20 protein-coding genes are annotated in these 22,996 nt (G+C 64.6%); 17 read left to right on the top strand and 3 right to left on the bottom strand.

The features are described 5' to 3' along the window. Position 1 precedes the first annotated feature (1 nt). The 11 genes from nuoE (at position 2) to APH33_RS09445 (ending at position 14,173) form a co-directional block, all read left to right on the top strand. Positions 2–499, top strand: a complete 498-nt coding sequence (gene nuoE, locus APH33_RS09495; protein ID WP_003251433.1) for an NADH-quinone oxidoreductase subunit NuoE — start codon at positions 2–4, stop codon at positions 497–499. After that, positions 496–1,860 carry an NADH-quinone oxidoreductase subunit NuoF gene (nuoF, locus tag APH33_RS09490; RefSeq protein WP_054884884.1) on the top strand — a complete coding sequence of 455 codons (1,365 nt, stop codon included), beginning with the start codon at positions 496–498 and terminating at the stop codon, positions 1,858–1,860. Before nuoE ends, nuoF begins: the two co-directional genes overlap by 4 nt. 129 nt (positions 1,861–1,989) lie before the next feature. Then, positions 1,990–4,704: an NADH-quinone oxidoreductase subunit NuoG gene (nuoG, locus tag APH33_RS09485; protein ID WP_054884883.1), complete on the top strand. Its 2,715-nt coding sequence runs from the start codon at positions 1,990–1,992 to the stop codon at positions 4,702–4,704. Next, positions 4,701–5,708, top strand: a complete 1,008-nt coding sequence (gene nuoH / locus APH33_RS09480; protein ID WP_054884882.1) for an NADH-quinone oxidoreductase subunit NuoH — start codon at positions 4,701–4,703, stop codon at positions 5,706–5,708. Before nuoG ends, nuoH begins: the two co-directional genes overlap by 4 nt. 11 nt (positions 5,709–5,719) lie before the next feature. Then, complete coding sequence (gene nuoI, locus APH33_RS09475; protein ID WP_016488223.1) at positions 5,720–6,268, top strand: NADH-quinone oxidoreductase subunit NuoI; 549 nt, start codon at positions 5,720–5,722, stop codon at positions 6,266–6,268. A gap of 10 nt (positions 6,269–6,278) precedes the next feature. After that, entirely contained in the window at positions 6,279–6,779 is a 501-nt protein-coding gene (nuoJ, locus tag APH33_RS09470) for an NADH-quinone oxidoreductase subunit J (protein WP_054884881.1), read from the top strand. 3 nt (positions 6,780–6,782) lie between these two features. Continuing rightward, positions 6,783–7,091, top strand: a complete 309-nt coding sequence (gene nuoK, locus APH33_RS09465; protein WP_008096201.1) for an NADH-quinone oxidoreductase subunit NuoK — start codon at positions 6,783–6,785, stop codon at positions 7,089–7,091. Continuing rightward, entirely contained in the window at positions 7,088–8,941 is a 1,854-nt protein-coding gene (nuoL, locus tag APH33_RS09460) for an NADH-quinone oxidoreductase subunit L (protein WP_054884880.1), read from the top strand. The genes nuoK and nuoL overlap by 4 nt, the downstream gene beginning before the upstream one ends. A gap of 49 nt (positions 8,942–8,990) precedes the next feature. After that, positions 8,991–10,523 (top strand): NADH-quinone oxidoreductase subunit M, encoded by a 1,533-nt coding sequence (gene nuoM / locus APH33_RS09455; protein ID WP_054884879.1) that lies wholly within the window; start codon positions 8,991–8,993, stop codon positions 10,521–10,523. A 7-nt stretch (positions 10,524–10,530) separates the two neighbouring features. After that, positions 10,531–12,000, top strand: a complete 1,470-nt coding sequence (gene nuoN, locus APH33_RS09450) for an NADH-quinone oxidoreductase subunit NuoN (RefSeq protein ID WP_054884878.1) — start codon at positions 10,531–10,533, stop codon at positions 11,998–12,000. Positions 12,001–12,127: 127 nt separating this feature from the next. Then, positions 12,128–14,173 carry a TonB-dependent receptor domain-containing protein gene (locus APH33_RS09445; protein WP_054884877.1) on the top strand — a complete coding sequence of 682 codons (2,046 nt, stop codon included), beginning with the start codon at positions 12,128–12,130 and terminating at the stop codon, positions 14,171–14,173. A 7-nt stretch (positions 14,174–14,180) separates the two neighbouring features. Here APH33_RS09445 and APH33_RS09440 read toward each other — a convergent pair whose 3' ends face one another. Then, the gene (locus tag APH33_RS09440; protein WP_054884876.1) at positions 14,181–15,245 is read right to left on the bottom strand and encodes an AI-2E family transporter; all 1,065 of its coding nucleotides are present in this window, start codon (positions 15,243–15,245) and stop codon (positions 14,181–14,183) included. A 129-nt stretch (positions 15,246–15,374) separates the two neighbouring features. On the opposite strand from APH33_RS09440, the gene yegQ reads away from it, so the two are divergent. The 6 genes from yegQ to APH33_RS09410 all read left to right on the top strand — a co-directional run bounded on the left by yegQ (position 15,375) and on the right by APH33_RS09410 (position 21,292). Then, positions 15,375–16,709 carry a tRNA 5-hydroxyuridine modification protein YegQ gene (gene yegQ / locus APH33_RS09435; RefSeq protein WP_054884875.1) on the top strand — a complete coding sequence of 445 codons (1,335 nt, stop codon included), beginning with the start codon at positions 15,375–15,377 and terminating at the stop codon, positions 16,707–16,709. Positions 16,710–16,787: 78 nt separating this feature from the next. After that, complete coding sequence (locus tag APH33_RS09430) at positions 16,788–18,479, top strand: copper resistance system multicopper oxidase (protein ID WP_054884874.1); 1,692 nt, start codon at positions 16,788–16,790, stop codon at positions 18,477–18,479. Then, entirely contained in the window at positions 18,472–19,338 is an 867-nt protein-coding gene (locus tag APH33_RS09425; protein ID WP_054884873.1) for a copper resistance protein B, read from the top strand. Before APH33_RS09430 ends, APH33_RS09425 begins: the two co-directional genes overlap by 8 nt. A gap of 14 nt (positions 19,339–19,352) precedes the next feature. Beyond that, the gene (locus APH33_RS09420) at positions 19,353–19,781 is read left to right on the top strand and encodes a DUF411 domain-containing protein (RefSeq protein WP_054884872.1); all 429 of its coding nucleotides are present in this window, start codon (positions 19,353–19,355) and stop codon (positions 19,779–19,781) included. Continuing rightward, the gene (locus APH33_RS09415; RefSeq protein WP_054884871.1) at positions 19,781–20,218 is read left to right on the top strand and encodes a YqaA family protein; all 438 of its coding nucleotides are present in this window, start codon (positions 19,781–19,783) and stop codon (positions 20,216–20,218) included. Before APH33_RS09420 ends, APH33_RS09415 begins: the two co-directional genes overlap by 1 nt. 75 nt (positions 20,219–20,293) lie before the next feature. Continuing rightward, entirely contained in the window at positions 20,294–21,292 is a 999-nt protein-coding gene (locus APH33_RS09410) for an alpha/beta fold hydrolase (RefSeq protein WP_054884870.1), read from the top strand. Here APH33_RS09410 and APH33_RS09405 read toward each other — a convergent pair. Together APH33_RS09405 and zapE are read right to left on the bottom strand one after the other, a co-directional pair. Further along, the gene (locus APH33_RS09405; protein ID WP_054884869.1) at positions 21,289–21,870 is read right to left on the bottom strand and encodes a DinB family protein; all 582 of its coding nucleotides are present in this window, start codon (positions 21,868–21,870) and stop codon (positions 21,289–21,291) included. The two genes, APH33_RS09410 and APH33_RS09405, sit on opposite strands and share 4 nt — an antisense overlap. A 12-nt stretch (positions 21,871–21,882) precedes the next feature. Next, on the bottom strand, positions 21,883–22,992 hold the full coding sequence (gene zapE, locus APH33_RS09400) for a cell division protein ZapE (protein ID WP_054884868.1): 1,110 nt from the start codon (positions 22,990–22,992) through the stop codon (positions 21,883–21,885). Positions 22,993–22,996: the final 4 nt, after the last annotated feature.

The raw sequence follows: 22,996 nt of genomic DNA, 5'->3' as shown, positions 1-22,996 counted from the left end.
CATGAACAGCACGCTTATCCAGACAGACCGTTTCGCCCTGAGCGAAACCGAGCGCTCGGCCATCGAGCACGAAATGCATCACTACGAGGACCCGCGCGCGGCGTCCATCGAAGCCCTGAAGATCGTCCAGAAGGAACGTGGCTGGGTGCCGGACGGCGCCATCCACGCCATCGGCGAAGTGCTGGGCATTCCCGCCAGCGACGTCGAGGGTGTGGCCACGTTCTACAGCCAGATCTTCCGCCAGCCGGTTGGCCGCCACATCATCCGCGTGTGCGACAGCATGGTCTGCTACATCGGTGGCCACGAATCGGTGGTCAGCCAGATCCAGAGCGAACTGGGCATCGGCCTCGGCCAGACTACCGCGGACGGGCGCTTCACCCTGCTGCCGGTGTGCTGCCTGGGCAACTGCGACAAGGCCCCGGCGCTGATGATCGACGACGACACCTTTGGTGACGTACAGCCGGCTGGCGTTTCCAAACTGCTGGAGGGTTACGTATGACCATTACTTCCTTCGGCCCGGCCAACCGCATCGCGCGCTCGGCCGAAACCCACCCGCTGACCTGGCGCCTGCGTGACGACGGCGAGCCAGTGTGGCTGGCCGAGTATGAGTCGAAGAACGGCTACGCTGCCGCGCGCAAGGCGCTGGCCGACATGTCGGCCGACGACATCGTGCAGAGCGTCAAGGACTCCGGCCTCAAGGGCCGCGGTGGCGCTGGCTTCCCCACTGGCGTGAAGTGGGGCCTGATGCCCAAAGACGAATCCATGAACATCCGCTACCTGCTGTGCAACGCGGACGAAATGGAACCGAACACCTGGAAGGACCGCATGCTGATGGAGCAACAGCCCCATCTGCTGGTCGAGGGCATGCTGATCAGCGCCCGTGCGCTCAAGGCCTACCGTGGCTACATCTTCCTGCGTGGCGAATACACCACCGCAGCGAAGAACCTCAACCGTGCCATCGACGAAGCCAAGGCCGCAGGCCTGCTGGGCAAGAACATCCTGGGTTCGGGCTTCGACTTCGAGCTGTTCGTGCACACCGGGGCCGGGCGCTACATCTGCGGTGAAGAAACCGCACTGATCAACTCCCTGGAAGGCCGCCGCGCCAACCCGCGCTCCAAGCCGCCCTTCCCGGCCGCCGTTGGCGTATGGGGCAAGCCGACGTGCGTGAACAACGTCGAGACCCTGTGCAACGTCCCGGCCATCGTCGCCAACGGCAACGACTGGTACAAGTCGCTGGCCCGTGAAGGCAGCGAAGACCACGGCACCAAGCTGATGGGCTTCTCCGGCAAGGTGAAGAACCCGGGCCTGTGGGAACTGCCGTTCGGCGTTACCGCCCGCGAGCTGTTCGAAGACTACGCCGGTGGCATGCGCGACGGCTACAAGCTCAAGTGCTGGCAGCCTGGCGGCGCCGGTACCGGCTTCCTGCTGCCCGAGCACCTCGACGCCCAGATGTATGCCGGTGGCATCGCCAAGGTCGGCACCCGGATGGGTACCGGCTTGGCCATGGCGGTCGACGACAGCATCAACATGGTCTCGCTGCTGCGCAACATGGAAGAGTTCTTTGCCCGCGAGTCGTGCGGCTGGTGCACCCCGTGCCGTGACGGCCTGCCATGGAGCGTGAAGATGCTGCGCGCGCTGGAGAAAGGCCAGGGCCGCGCCGAAGACATCGAGACGCTGCTGGGCCTGGTCAACTTCCTCGGCCCGGGCCGTACCTTCTGTGCTCACGCACCGGGTGCCGTCGAGCCGTTGGGCAGTGCTATCAAATACTTCCGGTCCGAGTTCGAGGCTGGTGTCGCGCCAGCGTCCGCTGCAGACAGCCTGCGCCCTGACCTGGCCAAGCCGATCGTGGTCGGCGCATAACAAGATGACAAGGCGGGTGGCCCGTGCCGCTCGCCAGCTGACAGGCCCGAGTCGATCGTGGCGTGTCGCAAGCTCACCGATTTCCATTAGCCACGCCCGCTCACGCGGGCCAACGAAGAACTTTGAACAATGGCCACTATCCACGTAGACGGCAAAGCGCTCGAAGTCAACGGTGCAGACAACCTGTTACAGGCGTGTCTGTCGCTCGGCCTCGACATCCCTTATTTCTGCTGGCACCCGGCGCTTGGTAGCGTCGGCGCCTGTCGGCAGTGTGCGGTCAAGCAGTACACCGACGAGAACGACACCCGTGGTCGTATCGTCATGTCCTGCATGACCCCTGCCTCCGACGGCACCTGGATTTCCATCGACGATGACGAGTCCAAGGCGTTCCGCGCCAGCGTCGTCGAATGGCTGATGACCAACCACCCGCACGACTGCCCGGTGTGCGAGGAAGGCGGTCACTGCCACCTGCAAGACATGACGGTGATGACCGGCCACAACGAGCGCCGCTACCGTTTCACCAAGCGTACCCACCAGAACCAGGACCTTGGCCCGTTCATCGCCCATGAGATGAACCGCTGCATCGCCTGCTACCGCTGCGTGCGCTACTACAAGGACTATGCCGGTGGTACCGACCTGGGCGTGTACGGCGCCCACGACAACGTGTACTTCGGCCGCGTCGAAGACGGCGTGCTGGAAAGCGAGTTCTCCGGCAACCTGACCGAGGTCTGCCCGACCGGCGTGTTCACCGACAAGACCCACTCCGAGCGCTACAACCGCAAGTGGGACATGCAGTTCGCCCCAAGCATCTGCCATGGCTGCTCCAGCGGCTGCAACATCAGCCCGGGCGAGCGCTACGGCGAGCTGCGTCGCATCGAGAACCGCTTCAACGGTTCGGTCAACCAGTACTTCCTGTGCGACCGCGGCCGCTTCGGCTATGGCTATGTCAACCGCAAGGACCGCCCGCGCCAGCCACACCTGGCCGACGGCACCAAGCTGGGCCTGGACGCTGCGCTGGACAAGGCCGCCGACCTGCTGCGCGGCCGCACCATCGTCGGTATCGGCTCGCCACGCGCCAGCCTCGAAAGCAACTACGGCCTGCGTGAGCTGGTCGGCGCCGACTACTTCTACTCCGGCATGGAAGCAGGCGAACTGGCCCGCGTCCGCCTGGTCCTGGACGTGCTGAACAACAGCCCGCTGCCAGTACCGACCCTGCGCGACATCGAAGACCACGACGCCGTGTTCGTGCTCGGTGAAGACCTGACCCAGACCGCTGCCCGGGTTGCCCTGGCCGTACGCCAGGCCACCAAGGGCAAGGCCGAGGCCATGGCCGAAGCGATGAAGGTTCAACCGTGGCTCGACGCCGCCGTGAAGAACATCGGCCAGCACGCGCTGTACCCGCTGTTCATTGCCTCGCTGGCTGAAACCAAGCTGGACGACGTTGCCGAGGAATGCGTGCATGCCGCCCCGGCGGACCTGGCCCGCATCGGTTTCGCCGTGGCCCACGCCATCGATCCGAGCGCACCGGCAGTCGCCGGCCTGGACGACGAAGCCAAGGCCCTGGCCCAACGCATCGCCGATGCCTTGGTCGCCGCCAAGCGCCCACTGGTCGTGGCCGGTACTTCGCTGGCCGACCCGGCACTGATCGAAGCTGCCGCCAACATCGCCAAGGCCCTGAAGCTGCGCGAGAAGAACGGTTCGCTGAGCCTGGTGGTACCTGAGGCCAACAGCCTCGGTATGGCCATGATGGGTGGCGAGTCGGTCGATGCCGCACTGGATGCCGTCATCAGCGGCAAGGCCGACGCCATCGTCGTGCTGGAGAACGACTTGTACGCCCGCGTACCGGCCGCCAAGGTCGATGCTGCCCTGGCTGCGGCCAAGGTGGTGATCGTCGCCGACCACTCCAAGACCGCCACTGTCGACCGCGCCCACCTGGTGCTGCCGGCCGCATCCTTCGCCGAAGGCGACGGTACCCTGGTCAGCCAGGAAGGCCGCGCCCAGCGCTTCTTCCAGGTGTTCGATCCGCAGTACCTGGACAGCAGCATCCTGGTTCACGAAGGCTGGCGCTGGATGCACGCCCTGCGTGCCACCCTGCTCAACAAGCCGGTCGACTGGACCCAGCTGGACCACGTCACCAGTGCCTGCGCCGAAGCCGCCCCGCAACTGGCCGGCATCGTCAACGCCGCGCCGAGCGCCGCGTTCCGCATCAAGGGCATGAAGCTGGCCCGTGAGCCGCTGCGCTACTCCGGCCGTACTGCCATGCGCGCCAACATCAGCGTGCACGAGCCGCGTACCCCGCAGGACAAGGACACCGCGTTCGCCTTCTCCATGGAAGGCTATTCGGGTTCGGCCGAACCGCGTCAGCAGGTGCCGTTCGCCTGGTCGCCAGGCTGGAACTCGCCGCAAGCCTGGAACAAGTTTCAGGACGAGGTCGGCGGCCACCTGCGTGCCGGTGACCCGGGCGTGCGCCTGATCGAATCGCAAGGCGATCGCCTGAACTGGTTCACCGCCATCCCTGGCGCGTTCAACCCGGCCCGTGGGACCTGGACTGCGGTACCGTTTTTCCATCTGTTCGGCAGCGAAGAGAGTTCTTCGCGCGCAGCCCCGGTGCAAGAGCGCATCCCGTCCGCCTACGTGGCGCTGGCCAAGTCCGAAGCCGACCGCCTGGGGGTCAACGACGGCGCCCTGCTGAGCCTGAACGTCGCAGGCGTGGCGCTGCGCCTGCCGCTGCGCATCAATGAAGAACTGGGCGCTGGCCTGGTTGCCCTGCCCAAAGGCCTGGCCGGCATCCCGCCGGCCATCTTCGGTGCATCCGTCGAAGGTCTGCAGGAGGCAGCACAATGAGCTGGTTCACCCCCGAAGTGATCGATGTGATCCTCACCGTGGTCCGGGCCATCGTGGTCCTGCTCGCCGTGGTGGTGTGCGGCGCGCTGCTCAGCTTCGTCGAGCGCCGCCTGCTGGGCTGGTGGCAGGACCGTTACGGTCCGAACCGTGTCGGCCCGTTCGGCATGTTCCAGATCGCTGCCGACATGCTGAAGATGTTCTTCAAGGAAGACTGGAACCCGCCCTTCGTCGATCGCATGATCTTCACCCTGGCGCCAGTGGTGGCCATGAGCGCCCTGCTGATCGCCTTCTGCGTGATCCCGATCACCCCGCTGTGGGGCGTCGCCGACCTGAACATCGGCCTGCTGTTCTTCTTCGCCATGGCCGGCCTGTCGGTCTACGCGGTGCTGTTCGCCGGCTGGTCGTCGAACAACAAGTACGCCCTGCTGGGCAGCTTGCGTGCCTCGGCACAGACCGTGTCGTACGAGGTGTTCCTGGGCCTGGCGCTGATGGGCGTGGTGGTGCAGGTGGGCTCGTTCAACATGCGCGACATCGTTGAATACCAGGCTCAGAACCTGTGGTTCATCATTCCGCAGTTCTTCGGCTTCTGCACCTTCTTCATCGCTGGCGTCGCCGTGACCCACCGTCACCCGTTCGACCAGCCGGAAGCGGAACAGGAACTGGCCGACGGCTACCACATCGAGTATGCCGGGATGAAATGGGGCATGTTCTTCGTCGGTGAGTACATCGGCATCATCCTCATCTCGGCGCTGCTGGTGACCCTGTTCTTCGGCGGCTGGCACGGCCCGTTCGGCATCCTGCCGCAACTGTCGTTCCTGTGGTTCGCCCTGAAGACTGCGTTCTTCATCATGCTGTTCATCCTGCTGCGCGCTTCGATCCCGCGCCCACGCTATGACCAGGTGATGGACTTCAGCTGGAAGTTCTGCCTGCCGCTGACCCTGATCAATTTGCTGGTGACCGCTGCGATCGTGCTCTACAACACGCCAGCCGTCGCGGCCCAGTGAGGATTTGACCCATGTTCAAGTATATCGGCGACATCGTTAAGGGCACCGGCACCCAGCTGCGCAGCCTGGCAATGGTGTTCTCCCACGGGTTCCGCAAGCGCGACACCCTGCAGTACCCCGAAGAACCCGTGTACCTGCCGCCGCGCTACCGCGGCCGCATCGTCCTCACCCGCGACCCCGATGGCGAGGAGCGCTGCGTAGCGTGCAACCTCTGCGCGGTGGCCTGCCCGGTCGGCTGCATTTCGCTGCAGAAGGCCGAGACCGAGGACGGCCGCTGGTACCCGGAGTTCTTCCGCATCAACTTCTCGCGCTGCATCTTCTGTGGCCTGTGTGAAGAAGCGTGCCCGACCACCGCGATCCAGCTGACTCCGGATTTCGAAATGGCCGAGTTCAAGCGTCAGGACCTGGTGTACGAGAAAGAAGATCTGCTGATCTCCGGCCCCGGCAAGAACCCTGACTACAACTTCTACCGTGTTGCGGGTATGGCGATCGCTGGCAAGCCGAAGGGCGCTGCGCAGAACGAAGCCGAGCCGATCAACGTGAAGAGCTTGCTCCCATAAGGACAGAAAGATGGAATTCGCTTTCTACTTCGCATCCGGGATCGCCGTGGTCTCCACCCTCCGGGTGGTGACGGGCACCAACCCCGTGCACGCCCTGCTTTACCTGATCATCTCGCTGATCTCCGTCGCGATGATCTTCTTCGCCCTGGGCGCGCCGTTTGCCGGCGCCCTGGAAGTGATCGCCTACGCCGGCGCCATCATGGTGCTGTTCGTCTTCGTGGTGATGATGCTCAACCTCGGGCCAGCTTCGGTCGCCCAGGAACGGGGCTGGCTCAAGCCCGGCATCTGGGCCGGGCCGGTGATCCTGGCCGCCCTGCTGCTGCTGGAGCTGCTGTACGTGCTGTTCGTCGCGCCGAGCGGCGCGGCCATCAGCGGTACCACCGTCGGCGCGAAAGAAGTGGGTATCAGCCTGTTCGGCCCGTACCTGCTGGTGGTCGAACTGGCCTCGATGCTGCTGCTCGCTGCTGCCGTCACCGCCTTCCACCTGGGCCGCAACGAGGCGAAGGAGTAAATCATGGGTGCTATCCCTCTCGAACATGGTCTGGCAGTCGCCGGCATCCTGTTCTGCTTAGGTCTGGTTGGCCTGATGGTCCGCCGCAACATCCTCTTCGTGCTCATGAGCCTGGAAGTCATGATGAACGCCTCTGCCCTGGCGTTCATCGTCGCCGGTGCCCGTTGGGTCCAGCCCGACGGCCAGGTGATGTTCATTCTGGTGATCAGCCTGGCAGCCGCCGAGGCCAGCATTGGCCTGGCGATCCTGCTGCAGCTGTATCGCCGCTTCCACACTCTCGACATCGATGCTGCCAGTGAGATGCGCGGATGAACCTTCTCTTCCTGACTTTCGTCTTCCCCCTCGTCGGCTTCCTGCTGCTGTCGTTCTCGCGCGGGCGGTTCTCGGAGAACCTGTCCGCCCTGATCGGCGTCGGCTCGGTGGGCCTGTCGGCCGCCACCGCCACCTACGTCATCTGGCAGTTCAACGTCGCCCCGCCTGAGGGTGGCGCCTACAGCCAGCTGCTCTGGCAGTGGATGTCGGTGGACGGCTTCGCGCCGAACTTCACCCTGTACCTGGACGGCCTGTCGGTCACCATGCTCGGCGTGGTCACCGGTGTCGGCTTCCTGATCCACCTGTTCGCCTCCTGGTACATGCGTGGCGAAGCCGGCTACTCGCGCTTCTTCTCGTACACCAACCTGTTCATCGCCAGCATGCTGTTCCTGATCCTCGGCGATAACCTGCTGTTCATCTACTTCGGCTGGGAAGGCGTGGGCCTGTGCTCGTACCTGTTGATCGGTTTCTACTACAGCAACCGCAACAACGGTAATGCGGCACTCAAGGCGTTCATCGTCACCCGTATCGGCGACGTGTTCATGGCCATCGGCCTGTTCATCCTGTTCGCCCAGCTGGGTACCCTGAACGTGCAGGAACTGCTGGTGCTGGCACCGCAGAAATTCCAGGCTGGCGACACCTGGATGGTCCTGGCGACCCTGATGCTGCTGGGTGGCGCGGTCGGTAAATCGGCCCAGCTGCCGCTGCAGACCTGGCTGGCCGACGCGATGGCGGGCCCGACCCCGGTTTCGGCACTGATCCACGCGGCAACCATGGTGACCGCGGGCGTGTACCTGATCGCCCGTACCAACGGTCTGTTCCTGCTGGCGCCGGACATCCTGCACCTGGTAGGCGTGGTAGGTGGCGTGACCCTGGTACTGGCCGGCTTCGCCGCGCTGGTGCAAACCGACATCAAGCGTATCCTCGCCTACTCGACCATGAGCCAGATCGGCTACATGTTCCTCGCCCTGGGCGTGGGCGCCTGGGACGCGGCGATCTTCCACCTGATGACCCACGCCTTCTTCAAGGCCCTGCTGTTCCTGGCCTCCGGTGCGGTAATCGTTGCCTGCCACCACGAGCAGAACATCTTCAAGATGGGCGGCCTGTGGAAGAAGCTGCCACTGGCCTATGCCAGCTTCGTGGTCGGTGGCGCTGCCCTGGCAGCCTTGCCGATCGTGACCGTGGGCTTCTACTCCAAGGACGAGATCCTCTGGGAAGCCTTCGCCAGCGGTAACACCGGCCTGCTGTACGCCGGCCTGGTCGGTGCGTTCATGACCTCGCTGTATACCTTCCGCCTGATCTTCATCGCCTTCCACGGTGAAGCCAAGACCGAAGCCCACGCTGGCCACGGCATCAGCCACTGGTTGCCGCTGGGCGTGCTGATCGTGCTGTCGACCTTCGTCGGCGCCTGGATCACCCCGCCGCTGGCCGGTGTACTGCCAGAAAGCGCCGGCCATGCCGGTGGCGAAGCCAAGCACGCGCTGGAGATCACCTCGGGTGCCATCGCCATCGCCGGCATCCTGCTGTCGGCCCTGCTGTTCCTGGGCAAGCGCAGCTTCGTCAGCGCGGTCGCCAACAGCGGCATCGGTCGGGTGCTGTCGGCCTGGTGGTTCGCTGCCTGGGGCTTCGACTGGATCTACGACAAGCTGTTCGTCAAACCTTACCTGCTGATCAGCCACGTCCTGCGCAAGGATCCGGTTGACCGCAGCATAGGCCTGATCCCGCGCCTGGCTCGCGGCGGTAACGTCGCCATGAGCAAGACCGAGACCGGCCAGCTGCGCTGGTACACCGCTTCGATCGCCGTTGGTGCAGTGCTGGTACTCGGCGCTGTGGTAGTGGCAGCGGTATGACCATGAACTTTGCGAACCTTGCGACTCTGCGAAAGGAAACCAACCCGTCATGATTTTGCCTTGGCTGATCCTGATCCCCTTCATCGGCGGCCTCCTGTGCTGGCTGGGTGAGCGCTTCGGCGCCACCCTGCCGCGCTGGATCGCGCTGCTGACCATGTCCCTGCTGCTCGGCATCGGCCTGTACCTGTGGGCCAACGGCGACTACACCCTGGCGCCCGCCCCGGGTGGCGAGCCTGCCTGGGCCCTGGAATACAAAGTCCAGTGGATCCAGCGCTTCGGCATCAGTATCCACCTGGCCCTCGATGGCCTGTCGCTGCTGATGATCCTGCTCACCGGCCTGCTCGGTGTGCTGTCGGTACTGTGCTCCTGGAAAGAGATCCAGCGCCACGTCGGCTTCTTCCACCTCAACCTGATGTGGATCCTCGGCGGCGTGGTCGGTGTGTTCCTGGCCCTGGACCTGTTCCTGTTCTTCTTCTTCTGGGAAATGATGCTGGTGCCGATGTACTTCCTCATCGCGCTCTGGGGTCACAGCTCGGCAGATGGCAAGAAGACCCGGATCTACGCGGCGACCAAGTTCTTCATCTTCACCCAGGCCAGTGGCCTGATCATGCTGGTGGCGATCCTCGGCCTGGTGCTGGTCAACTACAGCAACACCGGCGTGATCACCTTCAACTACAGCGACCTGCTCAAGGCCGAGCTGCCGGCCGGTACCGAGTACCTGCTGATGCTGGGCTTCTTCATCGCCTTCGCGGTGAAGCTGCCGGTGGTGCCGTTCCACTCCTGGCTGCCTGACGCTCACGCCCAGGCGCCGACCGCAGGTTCCGTAGACCTGGCCGGTATCTTGCTGAAGACCGCGGCCTATGGCCTGCTGCGCTTCGCCCTGCCGCTGTTCCCTAACGCCTCGGCCGAGTTTGCGCCGATCGCCATGACCCTGGGCCTGATCGGTATCTTCTACGGTGCCTTCCTGGCCTTCGCGCAGACCGACATCAAGCGCCTGATCGCCTTCTCCAGCGTTTCGCACATGGGCTTCGTGCTGATCGGTATCTACTCCGGCAGCCAGCAGGCCCTGCAAGGCGCGGTGATCCAGATGCTGGCCCACGGCCTGTCGGCTGCCGCGCTGTTCATCCTGTCCGGCCAGCTGTACGAGCGCCTGCATACCCGTGACATGCGCCAGATGGGCGGCCTGTGGCACCGCATTGCCTACCTGCCAGCCATCAGCCTGTTCTTCGCCGCCGCGTCGCTGGGCCTGCCAGGTACCGGTAACTTCGTCGGCGAGTTCCTGATCCTGATCGGCAGCTTCGTGCATGTACCGTGGATCACCGTGATCGCCACCACCGGCCTGGTATTCGGTTCGGTGTACTCGCTGATCATGATCCACCGCGCCTACTTCGGCCCGGCCAAGGCCGACACCGTGCTGGCCGGCATGGACGGTCGCGAGCTGGTCATGGTGCTGGGCCTGGCGGTACTGCTGATCCTGCTGGGCGTGTATCCGCAGCCGTTCCTCGACACCTCTGCCGCCACCATGTCCGGCGTGCAGCAGTGGCTCGGTTCCGCTTTCACTCAACTCGCTTCGGCCCGGTAAGAGCGCTATGGAATTCACCACTCAACACTTCATCGCATTGGCGCCGATGCTGATCACCACCATCACCACCGTGGTGGTGATGCTGGCGATCGCCTGGAAGCGCAACCACTCGCAGACCTTCCTGCTGTCTACCGTAGGCCTGAACCTGGCCCTGCTGTCGATCCTGCCGGCACTGAAAGTCGCGCCCTTGGCGGTGACCTCGCTGGTCACCATCGACAAGTTCGCCTGCCTGTACATGGCGATCATCCTGGTGGCCACGCTGGCTTGCGTCACCCTCGCCCACGCCTACCTCGGCGAAGGCTCCAAGGGTTTCCCGGGCAACCGTGAAGAGCTGTACCTGCTGCTGCTGATGTCTGCCCTCGGTGGCCTGGTGCTGGTCAGCGCCAACCACCTGGCCGGCCTGTTCATCGGCCTGGAGCTGCTGTCGGTACCGGTCTATGGCCTGGTGGCATACGCCTTCTTCAACAAGCGTTCGCTGGAAGCTGGCATCAAGTACATGGTGCTGTCGGCCGCAGGCTCCGCCTTCCTGCTGTTCGGCATGGCACTGCTGTACGCCGACGCTGGAAGCCTGACCTTCGACCAGCTGGGCAAGGCCCTGGCCGCCACCAGCATGCCAAGCCTGCTGGCCCAGCTGGGCCTGGGCATGATGCTGGTCGGCCTGGCCTTCAAGCTGTCGCTGGTACCGTTCCACCTGTGGACCCCGGACGTATACGAAGGCGCCCCGGCGCCGGTCGCCGCGTTCCTGGCCACCGCCAGCAAGGTTGCGGTATTCGCCGTGGTCGTGCGTCTGTTCATGCTCTCCCCTGCTGCCAGCAGCGGCGTGCTGAGCACCGTCCTGGCCGTGATCGCGGTAGCGTCGATCCTGATCGGTAACCTGCTGGCACTGACCCAGAGCAACCTCAAGCGCCTGCTCGGTTACTCGTCCATCGCCCACTTCGGTTACCTGGTCATCGCCCTGGTCGCCAGCAAGGGCCTGGCCCTGGAAGCCATGGGCGTGTACCTGGTCACCTACGTGATCACCAGCCTCGGTGCCTTCGGTGTCATCACCTTGATGTCGTCGCCTTACGCCGGCCGTGACGCCGACGCCCTGTACGAGTACCGCGGCCTGTTCTGGCGCCGCCCGTACCTGACCGCGGTGCTGACCGTGATGATGCTGTCGCTGGCGGGTATCCCGCTGACCGCTGGCTTCATCGGCAAGTTCTACATCATCGCCACCGGCGTCGAATCGCAGCTGTGGTGGCTGGTCGGTGCGCTGGTGATCGGTAGCGCCATCGGTGTCTACTACTATCTGCGCGTCATGGTCACCCTGTACCTGGTCGAGCCCAACCTGCGTCGCCACGACGCCCCGCTGAAGTGGGAACAGCGCACAGGTGGCGTGATGCTGCTGGCCATCGCCATCCTCGCCTTCGTCCTCGGTGTATACCCGCAGCCTCTGTTGGACATGGTCCAGCACGCCGGCCTGCAACTGCTGGGCTGATCACTCGGCAATACGCAAAACCCCGCCTCGGCGGGGTTTTTCTTTTTCAAAGGTTACACAACCAAAGCTGTGCTTCGTCTGACACTTGCAGCGTCAGAATCCCGCTTATCGATCTGGAACCCCTGAAATGCGCCCCACCCTCCCCCTTTCGCTGCTGGCCCTGCTGGTCACCAGCGCCGCCCAGGCCGCTGGCAGTATCGAACTCGACCAGGTACTGATCGAAGATCGGCAACAGACCGAACTGGAGACTGCCGCCGAGCGTCTGCGTGAGATCCCAGGCGCCAGCAACCTGGTCGACATGGACAAGGTGGGGCAAGGACGGGTGGCCAGCAATCAGGACGTGCTGGCCTATCAACCTGGCGTGTTCGCCCAGTCCGCGGGTAACGATGGCATCAAGTTGTCGATCCGCGGCTCGGGCATCAACCGTGCGCCTGGAGCCCATGGCTCCGGGGTCTACACGATGTTCGACGGCCTGCCGCTGACAGGCCCGGGCGGTACGCCCTACGAGCTGTTCGAACCCCTGTGGCTGAGCCGTGCCGAAGTACTGCGCGGGGCCAACGGTTTCGATCAAGGCTCGCTGGCCCTGGGCGGGGCCGTCAACTATGTGACCCATACCGGTTACGACGCCGCGCCGCTGCAGGTGCGATACGAGGTCGGCAGCCGAGGCTACCAGCACCGGCAGATCAGTTCCGGGCAAGTACTGGGCAACCTCGATTATTACGTGGCCCTGACCGACTCGGAGTACGACGGCTATCAGGACCACAGCAGCGGCAGCTCGAAAGGCATTGCCGCCAATGTCGGCTACCGCTTCAACCCGAACCTGGAAACGCGCTTCTACCTGCGCTACCGGGAAACCGAAAACGAACTGGCCGGGCGCCTGACCAAGGACCAGATCAGACATGACCCTCGCGCTGCCAACCCAGGCTATCTGTCGCGCAACGACAGCCGCCCGCAACCGGGCAGCACCTGGGTGGGCAACAAGACCACCTTCTTCCTCGACGACGATTCGCGGCTGGAGGCCGGGCTGGTCTATCACGACTACCCGATGGACCTGCGCGAGGGCGCCATGCGCCTGAAGGTGGCCTACACCGATGTCAGTGGCACGCTGAACTACTTCCGGCGTGACACCCTGCTTGGCCATGAGAGCAAGACCACCGTTGGCTGGCGCACCACCAAGCACCTGCCCAACAGTGGCGCCTCGCAGTTCTCCCGGGTCAATGACGTGGTCGGCGCGCGCACGCGTGACTTCACCTACCAGGGTTCGGACACCGTGCTGCACCTTGGCAATGATCTGGAACTGGTCCCCAACCTGTGGCTGACCACGGGACTTGCGGTGATCTATACCCGCCGTGAAAGCGATGTGACTTACCCCGCCGATGGCGGCAAAGTCAGCCAGCATGACTGGGACTATGCCCCGCGTGTGGGCCTGCGTTACGACATTCGCCCGGACCTGCAGGTTTACGGCAATCTCAGCCGCTCGGTCGAACCGCCTCACCCATGGTCGCTGATCTGGAGCGCACCGACCAAGTTCCAGCCCATCGAGATGCAGAACCAGACCGCAACCACGCTGGAGCTCGGCGCCCGCGGTGAATCACTGCTCGGCCGCTGGGACCTGGCCTGGTACTACGCCCAGGTGCGTCACGAACTGCTGGCAGTGGAGCTGGCCCCAGGCATCACTGGCGAATACAACGCCAGCCCCACCGTACACCAAGGCGTCGAAGCCGGCCTGGACAGCCTCCTCTGGGAGCAACCCGGCACGGGCAAGCTGAGCCTGCGCCAGGCCTACACCTTCAGCGACTTCCACTACCGCGACGACGACAAATTCGGCGACAACCGCCTACCTGGCATCCCCATGCACTACTACCAGGCGGAACTGCGCTACGACTGGCCGAGCGGGTTCTACGCCGGGGTCAACACGCAGATGGCGTCGAAAGTCCAAGTCGACTACGCCAACAGCTACCACGCCGACGCCTACGCCTTGTTCGGCGCTCGCCTGGGCTGGGATTCGCCGAAGCAGGACTGGCAGACCTGGCTGGACCTGCGCAACCTGACCAACCAACGCTACGCGGCGACCGTGACGCCGGGGTACAACGATGCCGGCAAGGACGTTGCCCGCTCGACACCGGGCGAAGGCTTCGGCGTGTATGCCGGGGTTTCGTTCAGCTTCCGCTGATACCGTCTCAGGACGGTAACTGCACCTGCGGCTTGGCCGCAGCGAAGATCGCCCAGCTGGAAACGAACAACGCCGCAATCAACGGCCCGATCACGAAGCCGTTGAGCCCGAATACCGCGAGCCCGCCCAGGGTGGACACCAGGATCAGGTAATCGGGCATCCGCGTGTCCTTGCCCACCAGGATCGGCCGCAGCAGATTGTCCACCAGGCCGATCACCAGCACGCCGAACGCGGTCAGGATCAACCCTGGCAGAATCGCCCCGGTCAACAGGAAGTAGGCTGCCACCGGCGCCCAGACAATCCCCGCGCCGACCGCTGGCAATAGCGACAGGAATGCCATCAGTACTGCCCAGACCAACGCACTGGGGATATCCAGCACCCAGAAGATCAAACCACCCAGCGCACCCTGGGTGATGGCCACCAGCACATTGCCCTTGACCGTGGCCCTTACCACCCGGTTGAACTTCAACTGCAGCCGGCGCTTCTGGTGTTCCGGCAACGGCACGGCCAGGCGCACCCGGCGCGCCACGTCGGCCCCCTCGCGCAGGAAGAAGAACAACAGGTACATCATGATGCCGAAGCTCACCACAAACTCGAAGGTGCCCTGGCCAAAGTTGAATGCCTGGCTGGCCAGCACCTGGCTGCCCTGGGTGGCCCATTTGGTGATCTTGTCACGCAGCCCGTCCAGGTTGCCCATGCCCATGCGATCCAGACCGTGTTGGGCAAAGGCCGGGAGCATGTCCTTGCCGCGCTCGACGTAGCCGGCGATGTCCAGCTGCCCACTCTCGATTCGCTGGTACAGGGTGGCGCCTTCCTGCACCAGCAAGGCGCTGGTGATGATCACTGGCAGCACGGCCACCAGCAGGCACACCAGCACGGTACAGGCCGCCGCCAGATTGCGTCGGCGGCCGAAGCGGATCAGCAGGTGACGCTGCAACGGTGCGAACAGGATGCCGAGAATCACGGCCCAGAAGATGGCGCCGTAATACGGCAGCAGGATCCACACGAAGGCGATGGTCACCAGGGTCAGGAGTACGGCCAGGGCTTTGTTCTGCAGGGCGTCTTGGTTCATGGCAACTCCTCAGGGGTCATGGTCATTAGTGCACACCACCTGGGCAAAAGTGCCACCCTGCCGTTGATTCAAATCAATACCACGGCCCCGGCCAGCCGCTAGCATCCGCGCCTTTGCCCCGGTGCGCCCATGACCCTACCTGCCAAGCCCGAACTGCTTGCCCCCGCCGGCAGCCTCAAGACCATGCGCTATGCCTTCGCCTACGGTGCCGATGCGGTCTACGCCGGCCAGCCGCGTTACAGCCTGAGGGTGCGCAACAACGAATTCGACCACGCCAACCTGGCGCTGGGCATCAACGAAGCGCATGCCCAGGGCAAGCGTTTCTACGTGGTGGTCAACATCGCGCCGCACAATGCCAAGTTGAAGACCTTCCTCAAGGACCTGGCACCGGTGATCGAGATGGCGCCCGATGCGCTGATCATGTCCGACCCCGGGCTGATCATGCTGGTGCGCCAGCATTTTCCGCAGATGCCGGTGCACCTGTCGGTGCAGGCCAATACGGTCAACTGGGCCAGCGTGCAGTTCTGGCAGCAGATGGGCCTGAGCCGGGTGATCCTGTCGCGTGAACTGTCGCTGGAGGAGATCGAGGAAATCCGCCAACAGGTACCGGCCATGGAGCTGGAAGTGTTCGTCCACGGCGCACTGTGCATGGCCTACTCCGGTCGCTGCCTGCTGTCCGGTTACCTGAACAAGCGCGATGCCAACCAGGGCACTTGCACCAATGCCTGCCGCTGGAAATACCAGGCCACCCCAGCCACGGAAAACGCCACCGGCGACATCGTCCGAGAGGTCGAGCCGACCCTGGGCCTGGGCGCGCCCACCCAGCAGGTGTTCCTGTTGCAGGAGAGCAATCGCCCTGGCAGCGAGATGCCCACCTTCGAGGACGAGCATGGCACCTACATCATGAATGCCAAGGACCTGCGCGCCATCCAGCACGTCGAGCGCCTGGCGGCCATGGGTGTGCACTCGCTGAAGATCGAAGGGCGGACCAAGAGTCACTTCTACTGCGCCCGGGCCGTGCAGTCCTACCGCAAGGCCATCGACGACGCCGCAGCCGGTAGGCCGTTCGACATGGCCTTGATGGACAACCTCGAATCGCTGGCCCAGCGCGGCTATACCGAAGGCTTCCTGCGCCGCCATGTGCACGACGAATACCAGAACTACCTGCGTGGCAACTCGCTGTCTGAGCGCCAGCAGTTCGTCGGCGAGCTGACGGGCTTGCGCGTCGATGGCCTGGCCGAGGTCAAGGTCAAGAACCGCTTCGCTTTGGGTGACCACCTGGAGTTGATGACCCCGCGTGGCAACTACCACTTCGACCTGCACCGCCTGTTCGACCGCCAACAGCACGCCATCGAAGTTGCGCCCGGCGACGGCCATGTGGTGTACCTGCCGATTCCCGAGCAGGTTGCGCTGGAGTACGGCCTGCTGATGCGCGACCTGGGCGATGCCGAACAGGCTGCCTGACAAGGCTGTAACCTGCGCCTCAGCCAGCTGACAGGCGCAACCGGCGAGGATCGTGTCTCCCCCGCACGAGACCACGCCATGTTGCGCAACCCTACCCGCCGCACCTTCGTCAAAGGCCTGGGCGCTGCCACCACACTGGCCGGCCTGGGCCTGTGGCGGCCGCTGGCCCAGGCCAGCGATGGCCGCGAACTGGCCGGCCAGCACTTCGAGCTGTTCATTGGCCAGACGCCGGTCAATATCACTGGCCGGCCACGCACCGCGCTGACCATCAATGGCAGCCTGCCCGGCCCGCTGCTGCGCTGGCGCGAAGGCGACACGGTGACCCTGCGCGTGCGCAACCGCCTCGACCAGGACACCTCGATCCACTGGCACGGCATCCTCCTGCCGGCCAACATGGATGGCGTACCGGGGCTGAGCTTCGCCGGCATCGCGCCGGGTGGCGATTACCTGTACCGGTTCACCCTGCGTCAGAGCGGCACCTACTGGTACCACAGCCATTCCGGCCTGCAGGAACAGGCTGGGGTGTATGGCGCGATCGTCATCGAACCCCGCGAGCCCGAGCCGCATGCCTACCAGCGCGACCATGTGCTGCTGTTCAGCGACTGGTCCGACCAACCACCCGAAGCGTTGCTGGCAACCCTGAAGAAACAGTCCGACGCCTTCAACTACCACAAGCGCACACTCGGCGACTTTGTCACCGATGTTGCCGACAACGGTTGGGGCGCTACCGTCGACGAACGCCTGGCCTGGGCGCGCATGCGCATGAGCCCGACCGATCTGGCCGACATCAGCGCCGCCAGCTACACCTACCTGCTCAACGGCCAACCCCCGGACGGCAACTTCACCTGCCTGTTCCAGCCCGGCGAAACCGTGCGCCTGCGCCTGATCAATGCGTCGGCCATGACCTATTTCGATTTCCGCATTCCGGGCCTCACGCTGACGGTGATCGCCGCCGACGGCCTGCCGGTGACGCCGGTGACCGTGGACGAGCTGCGCATCGCGGTGGCCGAAACCTACGACGTGCTGGTGACCGTCGGCGACCTGCCCGCCTACACCCTGTTCGCCCAGAGCATGGACCGCAGCGGTTACGCCCGCGGTACCCTGGCACGTGCCAACGGTCTGCAGGCAGCGGTGCCCGCGCCTGACCCGCGCCCCGTGCTGAGCATGGCCGACATGGGCCACGGCAACATGGCTGCGATGCATCACGGCAACATGGCCGGCATGGACCACGCCAGCATGAGCGGCATGCAAGGCCACCCCACCAGCGAGGCCGGTAACCCGTTGGTGGACATGCAGACCATGGCCCCGCGCGCCAACCTGGCCGACCCTGGCATCGGCCTGCGTGACAACGGCCGCCGGGTGCTGACCTATGCCGACCTGCGCAGCCCCTACCCTGACCCGGACGGCCGCGAACCTTCACGGGATATCGAACTGCACCTGACAGGGCACATGGAGCGCTTCGCCTGGTCGTTCGACGGGGTCAAGTTCAGCGATGCCGCGCCGTTGCGCCTGGCCTACGGCGAGCGGGTGCGCATCACCCTGGTCAACGACACGATGATGACCCACCCCATCCACCTGCACGGCATGTGGAGCGATCTGGAGGACGAACACGGGCGCTTCCTGGTGCGCAAGCACACCGTCGACATCCCGCCCGGCAGCCGCCGCAGCTACCGCGTAACTGCCGACGCCCTGGGCCGCTGGGCCTACCACTGCCACCTGCTCTACCACATGGAGACCGGCATGTTCCGCGAGGTACGGGTCGATGAATGAGATCAGCAACCGGCGCCTGGTCACGGGCGTCGCCCTGGCCGCGCTGCTGGCCAGCGAACGGGCCACGGCCGCCAGCATGGAGCACATGGAACATGGCGTCATGCCGATGGACCACAGTCAAATGAACCACGGCACAGCCCCAAGCCAACCCCGCACACCGCTCCCCGTGCTGACCGACGCCGACCGCCAGGCCGCCTTCCCGCCCCTGCCTGGCCATCAGGTGCACGACCGCGCCGTCAACTGGGCGGTGATCGTCGATCAGCTGGAATATCAGGACTTCGAAAGCAGCAACGCCCTCAAGTGGAACGCCACGGCCTGGGTCGGTGGCGACATCGACCGCCTGTGGCTACGCACCGAGGGCGAACGGCAACAAGGCAATACCCACAAGGCAGAGTTGCAGGCGCTGTGGGGCCACGCGATCAGCCCCTGGTGGGAGTTGGTCGGCGGCCTGCGCCAGGACTTCAAGCCGGCCAGCGGGCAAACCTGGGCCGCCTTCGGCATCCAGGGCACCCCGCTGTATGGCCTGGAGCTGGAAGCCACCGCCTATGCCGGTGAGCGACAACAGAGCGCGCTGCGCCTGGAAGCTGCTTACGCTATCCTGCTGACCAACCGCTGGATCCTCGAGCCGAACCTGGAAGCCAACTTCTACGGCCGCAACGATACCGGCCACGAACAGGGCGCCGGGCTTGCCGACAGCGAGGTCGGCCTGCGCCTGCGCTACGAAATCAGCCGGGGCTTGGCGCCCTATGTCGGGGTAAGCTTCGAGCGCCTGCACGGCAACCGCGCCGACCAGGCCCGTGAAGACAGCGAAGACCTCGGCCAGACCCGTCTGGTGGCAGGCATACGCCTGCGTTTCTAAGGAGATGTTCCACCATGCTGCGTAAACACCTGATCACCTTCGGCCTGCTGGCCATCACCGGGCTTGCTCAGGCAGCCGAAACCATCGATGTCTATCGCGACCCCAACTGCGGCTGCTGCAAGGCCTGGATCAGCCACCTGCGCGACAACGGCTTCACCGTCAACGACCATGTCGAGCCGAACATGAGCGCCGTCAAACAGCGCCTGGGCGTGGCGCCGCGCCTGGCGTCGTGCCACACCGGGGTGATCGAGGGCAAGTTCGTCGAAGGCCATGTGCCCGCCGAACAGGTGCGCCTGCTGGCCCAGCGCAACGATCTCAAGGGCCTGGCCGTGCCAGGCATGCCCATGGGGTCGCCCGGCATGGAAATGGGTGACCACAAGGATGCCTACCAGGTCATCGGCGTGACCCAGGATGGCCAGGACACCGTGGTTGCCAGCTACTGATGCTGAGCCTTTGGGCGCTGTTTCTCAGCGCCTTCGGTGCCGCCACCCTGCTGCCGCTGCAATCGGAGGCAGTGCTGGTCGGCTTGTTGCTGCGTGAGCCCGACGCCTGGGTGACCTTGCTGCTGGTAGCCACCTTGGGCAATGTGCTCGGTTCGCTGGTCAACTGGCTGCTCGGCCGGGCCATCGAGCACCTGCGCGACCGGCGCTGGTTCCCGTTCAGCGCCAGCCAGCTGCAACGGGCGCAGCGGCGTTACCAGCGTTGGGGGCAATGGTCGCTGCTGCTGAGCTGGATGCCCGTGATCGGCGATCCGCTGACGCTGATTGCCGGCGTCATGCGTGAACCATTCTGGCGTTTTCTGCTGCTGGTGACCCTGGCCAAGGGCGGGCGCTATATCGTCGTGGCGATGATTACCCTGGGCTGGTTTCATGCCTGGTAACACCTTTAACGTTTAAGGTGGTCCACTGACTGCTAAAGTCGCCAATTCCTACATGGTCCTACACGGAGTGCCCCAATGCTGCGCGCAACCGCCCTGGCCCTGGCCTGCCTCGTCGGCGCCCCGGCCATCGCTGCCGAATCGCCCACCTACGGCAAACAGCTCGAAGGCTTCAGCTACCCCCACCCCCTCCGGCATTTCGACTTCCAGTCCCAGGGCCAGCACCTGCAGATGGGCTACATGGATGTGCCAGCACAGGGCCAGGTCAATGGCCGCAGCGTGGTGCTGATGCACGGCAAGAACTTCTGCGCCGCCACCTGGGAGACCACCATCGACGCCTTGAGCCAGGCTGGCTACCGGGTCATCGCGCCGGACCAGATCGGCTTCTGCACTTCAAGCAAGCCGGCGCAGTACCAGTACAGTTTCCAGCAGCTGGCAGTGAACACCCATGCCCTGCTCGAACAACTGGGCGTCAAGCAGGCCATCGTGCTCGGCCACTCCACCGGCGGCATGCTCGCCACTCGCTATGCGCTGATGTACCCGCAGCAGGTCGAGCGCCTGGCGATGGTCAACCCGATCGGCCTCGAGGACTGGAAAGCACTCGGGGTGCCCTACCGCACGGTGGACCAGTGGTATGCCCGCGAGCTCAAGCTCGATGCCGAAGGCGTGCGCGAGTATGAACGCAAGACCTACTACGCGGGGCGCTGGAAGCCTGAATACGAGCGCTGGGTACAGATGCTGGCGGGCCTTAACAAGGGGCCGGGGCATGAGGCGGTGGCGTGGAACTCGGCGCTGATCTACGACATGATCTTCACCCAGCCGGTGTATCACGAGTTCAAGGACCTGAAGATGCCGACCCTGCTGCTGATCGGCGACCAGGACACCACGGCGATCGGCAGCGACATCGCCCCGCCTGAAGTAAAGGCCAAGCTGGGCAAGTACAAGGAACTCGGGCCGCACGTGGCCAAGCTGATTCCACAAGGCGAGCTGGTGATCTTCGAGGGCATGGGGCATGCGCCGCAGATCGAGGAGCCGCGGCGCTTCAACCGGACACTGGTGGAGTGGCTCGGGCGCTAACCCTTCCAGACCTGCGCTTCGCTCCAGCCGAGTTCGGCGAAGTCCAGGGCGCGCAGGTCGGCCTCCTCTTCACAGAAAAACTCATCCAGCTGCGGCGGCCGCACCGCTGTGTCACTGAGCATCGCATGCACCTGCCCACGGTGATGGATCTGGTGCTCGAACAAATGCGCCAGCAGGCGCAAGCGCTGTTCGCGCTGGATCCGCCCAGGCCGCACGATGCTCACGTAGCGCGCCAGCTGATCGTCCTGCAACTGCCTGCAATAGGCGATCAGCCGGTGGTCGGCCTGGGCCTGCTCGGCATGCAGGTCGGTACAGGTAGCAAACGGTTGCTCCGGCTCGAAAAAGCGCTCGCCGTCAGGGTTCGGCGTTTCACCGCGCTGTTCGCACTCGAGCATGTCCAGATAGAACCAGTCCACCGTCAGCAGATGGTTGAGGGTGGCCTTGATCGACGGGAAGAAACTGCAACGGGGGGCGACGAACTCGTCGTGGGTCAGTTGCAGGCAGGCTTTGTACAGGCGATGGTTGGCCCAGCCATTGTTGTAGGCCTGGGTCAGCAGATGATGCGACAGCGGCTGCATGATTCGGCTCCTTCAGACGAAGCGTTGCAGTTGCATCTCCCGTAACCGGCTCAGGGTGCGTTGGTACGGGAACGCCAGATACCCTTGAGTGTAGAGCGCATCGAGCGGCACCTGCGCCTCCAGGTACAGGGCCACACGCCGATCGTAGCATTCGTCGACCAAAGCAATGAAACGGCGCACGGCGTCATCCCTGGGTGACAGCATCGGCAATTCCCGGTCGCCTGCCACGACACGCGCGGCGCCATCTTCGGTGCCGCGGGCAATGCGCCCGGCCCGCTGTTCACCGCCCAAGGCCGGAATACCCTCGACCAGGATCGCCGGAAACTGGTCGCACAAGGCCATGAACTCCATGGCGGCCAAGGGCCGTTCACAGAGTTCGGTAAAGTGGCACCAGACCGCCTGGTTGCTGCGCCGGATCACCTCGACCTGCCGCGAGCCAATCAACAAAGGCGCAGTGCTACCGGGTTCACCCGCGCTGAGCTGGAGGAAAACAGCTTCGAGCGCACCGCCTTTGCTCCCCGCTTCGGCCACCCAGTAACGCTGGCACTGTGCGCCGGGATGCAAGCGATGGTCCTGCTCGCCGGCCACCGACAGCACTTGCATGTGCCGCTCGATGGCGCTGATGGCCGGCAGGAAGCGCTCGCGATTGAAACCGTCGCGGTACAGCTGTTGCGGCGGCTGGTTGGAGGTAGCGACCACCGCCACGCCGTGGTCGAACAGTACTTGGAACAGCCGGCCGAGAATGATCGCATCGCCGATGTCGCTGACAAACAGCTCGTCGAAGCACAACACACGGATCTGCCCGGCCAGCTCCCGCGCCAATGCCTTCAAGGGGTCGGCAGTGCCGTTGAGCTGGAACAGGCGCTGGTGGACCCAGGCCATGAAGTGGTGAAAGTGCTGGCGCCGGGACGGGACGCTGAGGCAGCGGTGGAACAGGTCCATGAGCCAGGTCTTGCCGCGGCCGACCGGGCCCCAGAGGTACAAGCCCTGGGCAGCATGGCCACTTTCCAGGGCTTCGAAACAGCTTTGCAGGGCCGTGACCGCCTGGGCTTGAGCAGGGTCATGGGCGAAGCCCTGCTCGGCGAGCGCCTGGAGATAGAGAGACTGCGGATCGAGGGGCATATAG

Origin of the sequence: Pseudomonas sp. NBRC 111130 (assembly GCF_001320485.1) — a bacterium.
Classification (GTDB): domain Bacteria; phylum Pseudomonadota; class Gammaproteobacteria; order Pseudomonadales; family Pseudomonadaceae; genus Aquipseudomonas; species Aquipseudomonas vlassakiae.
This window is presented reverse-complemented; position numbering and strand designations above follow the sequence as displayed.

Bases quoted from the DNA above. Each gene is read 5' to 3' on its own strand.
- nuoE (WP_003251433.1), top strand. From the start codon at position 2: ATGAACAGCACGCTTATCCAGACAGACCGTTTCGCCCTGAGCGAAACC.
- nuoF (WP_054884884.1), top strand. From the start codon at position 496: ATGACCATTACTTCCTTCGGCCCGGCCAACCGCATCGCGCGCTCGGCC.
- nuoG (WP_054884883.1), top strand. From the start codon at position 1,990: ATGGCCACTATCCACGTAGACGGCAAAGCGCTCGAAGTCAACGGTGCA.
- nuoH (WP_054884882.1), top strand. From the start codon at position 4,701: ATGAGCTGGTTCACCCCCGAAGTGATCGATGTGATCCTCACCGTGGTC.
- nuoI (WP_016488223.1), top strand. From the start codon at position 5,720: ATGTTCAAGTATATCGGCGACATCGTTAAGGGCACCGGCACCCAGCTG.
- nuoJ (WP_054884881.1), top strand. From the start codon at position 6,279: ATGGAATTCGCTTTCTACTTCGCATCCGGGATCGCCGTGGTCTCCACC.
- nuoK (WP_008096201.1), top strand. From the start codon at position 6,783: ATGGGTGCTATCCCTCTCGAACATGGTCTGGCAGTCGCCGGCATCCTG.
- nuoL (WP_054884880.1), top strand. From the start codon at position 7,088: ATGAACCTTCTCTTCCTGACTTTCGTCTTCCCCCTCGTCGGCTTCCTG.
- nuoM (WP_054884879.1), top strand. From the start codon at position 8,991: ATGATTTTGCCTTGGCTGATCCTGATCCCCTTCATCGGCGGCCTCCTG.
- nuoN (WP_054884878.1), top strand. From the start codon at position 10,531: ATGGAATTCACCACTCAACACTTCATCGCATTGGCGCCGATGCTGATC.
- APH33_RS09445 (WP_054884877.1), top strand. From the start codon at position 12,128: ATGCGCCCCACCCTCCCCCTTTCGCTGCTGGCCCTGCTGGTCACCAGC.
- APH33_RS09440 (WP_054884876.1), bottom strand. From the start codon at position 15,245: ATGAACCAAGACGCCCTGCAGAACAAAGCCCTGGCCGTACTCCTGACC.
- yegQ (WP_054884875.1), top strand. From the start codon at position 15,375: ATGACCCTACCTGCCAAGCCCGAACTGCTTGCCCCCGCCGGCAGCCTC.
- APH33_RS09430 (WP_054884874.1), top strand. From the start codon at position 16,788: ATGTTGCGCAACCCTACCCGCCGCACCTTCGTCAAAGGCCTGGGCGCT.
- APH33_RS09425 (WP_054884873.1), top strand. From the start codon at position 18,472: ATGAATGAGATCAGCAACCGGCGCCTGGTCACGGGCGTCGCCCTGGCC.
- APH33_RS09420 (WP_054884872.1), top strand. From the start codon at position 19,353: ATGCTGCGTAAACACCTGATCACCTTCGGCCTGCTGGCCATCACCGGG.
- APH33_RS09415 (WP_054884871.1), top strand. From the start codon at position 19,781: ATGCTGAGCCTTTGGGCGCTGTTTCTCAGCGCCTTCGGTGCCGCCACC.
- APH33_RS09410 (WP_054884870.1), top strand. From the start codon at position 20,294: ATGCTGCGCGCAACCGCCCTGGCCCTGGCCTGCCTCGTCGGCGCCCCG.
- APH33_RS09405 (WP_054884869.1), bottom strand. From the start codon at position 21,870: ATGCAGCCGCTGTCGCATCATCTGCTGACCCAGGCCTACAACAATGGC.
- zapE (WP_054884868.1), bottom strand. From the start codon at position 22,992: ATGCCCCTCGATCCGCAGTCTCTCTATCTCCAGGCGCTCGCCGAGCAG.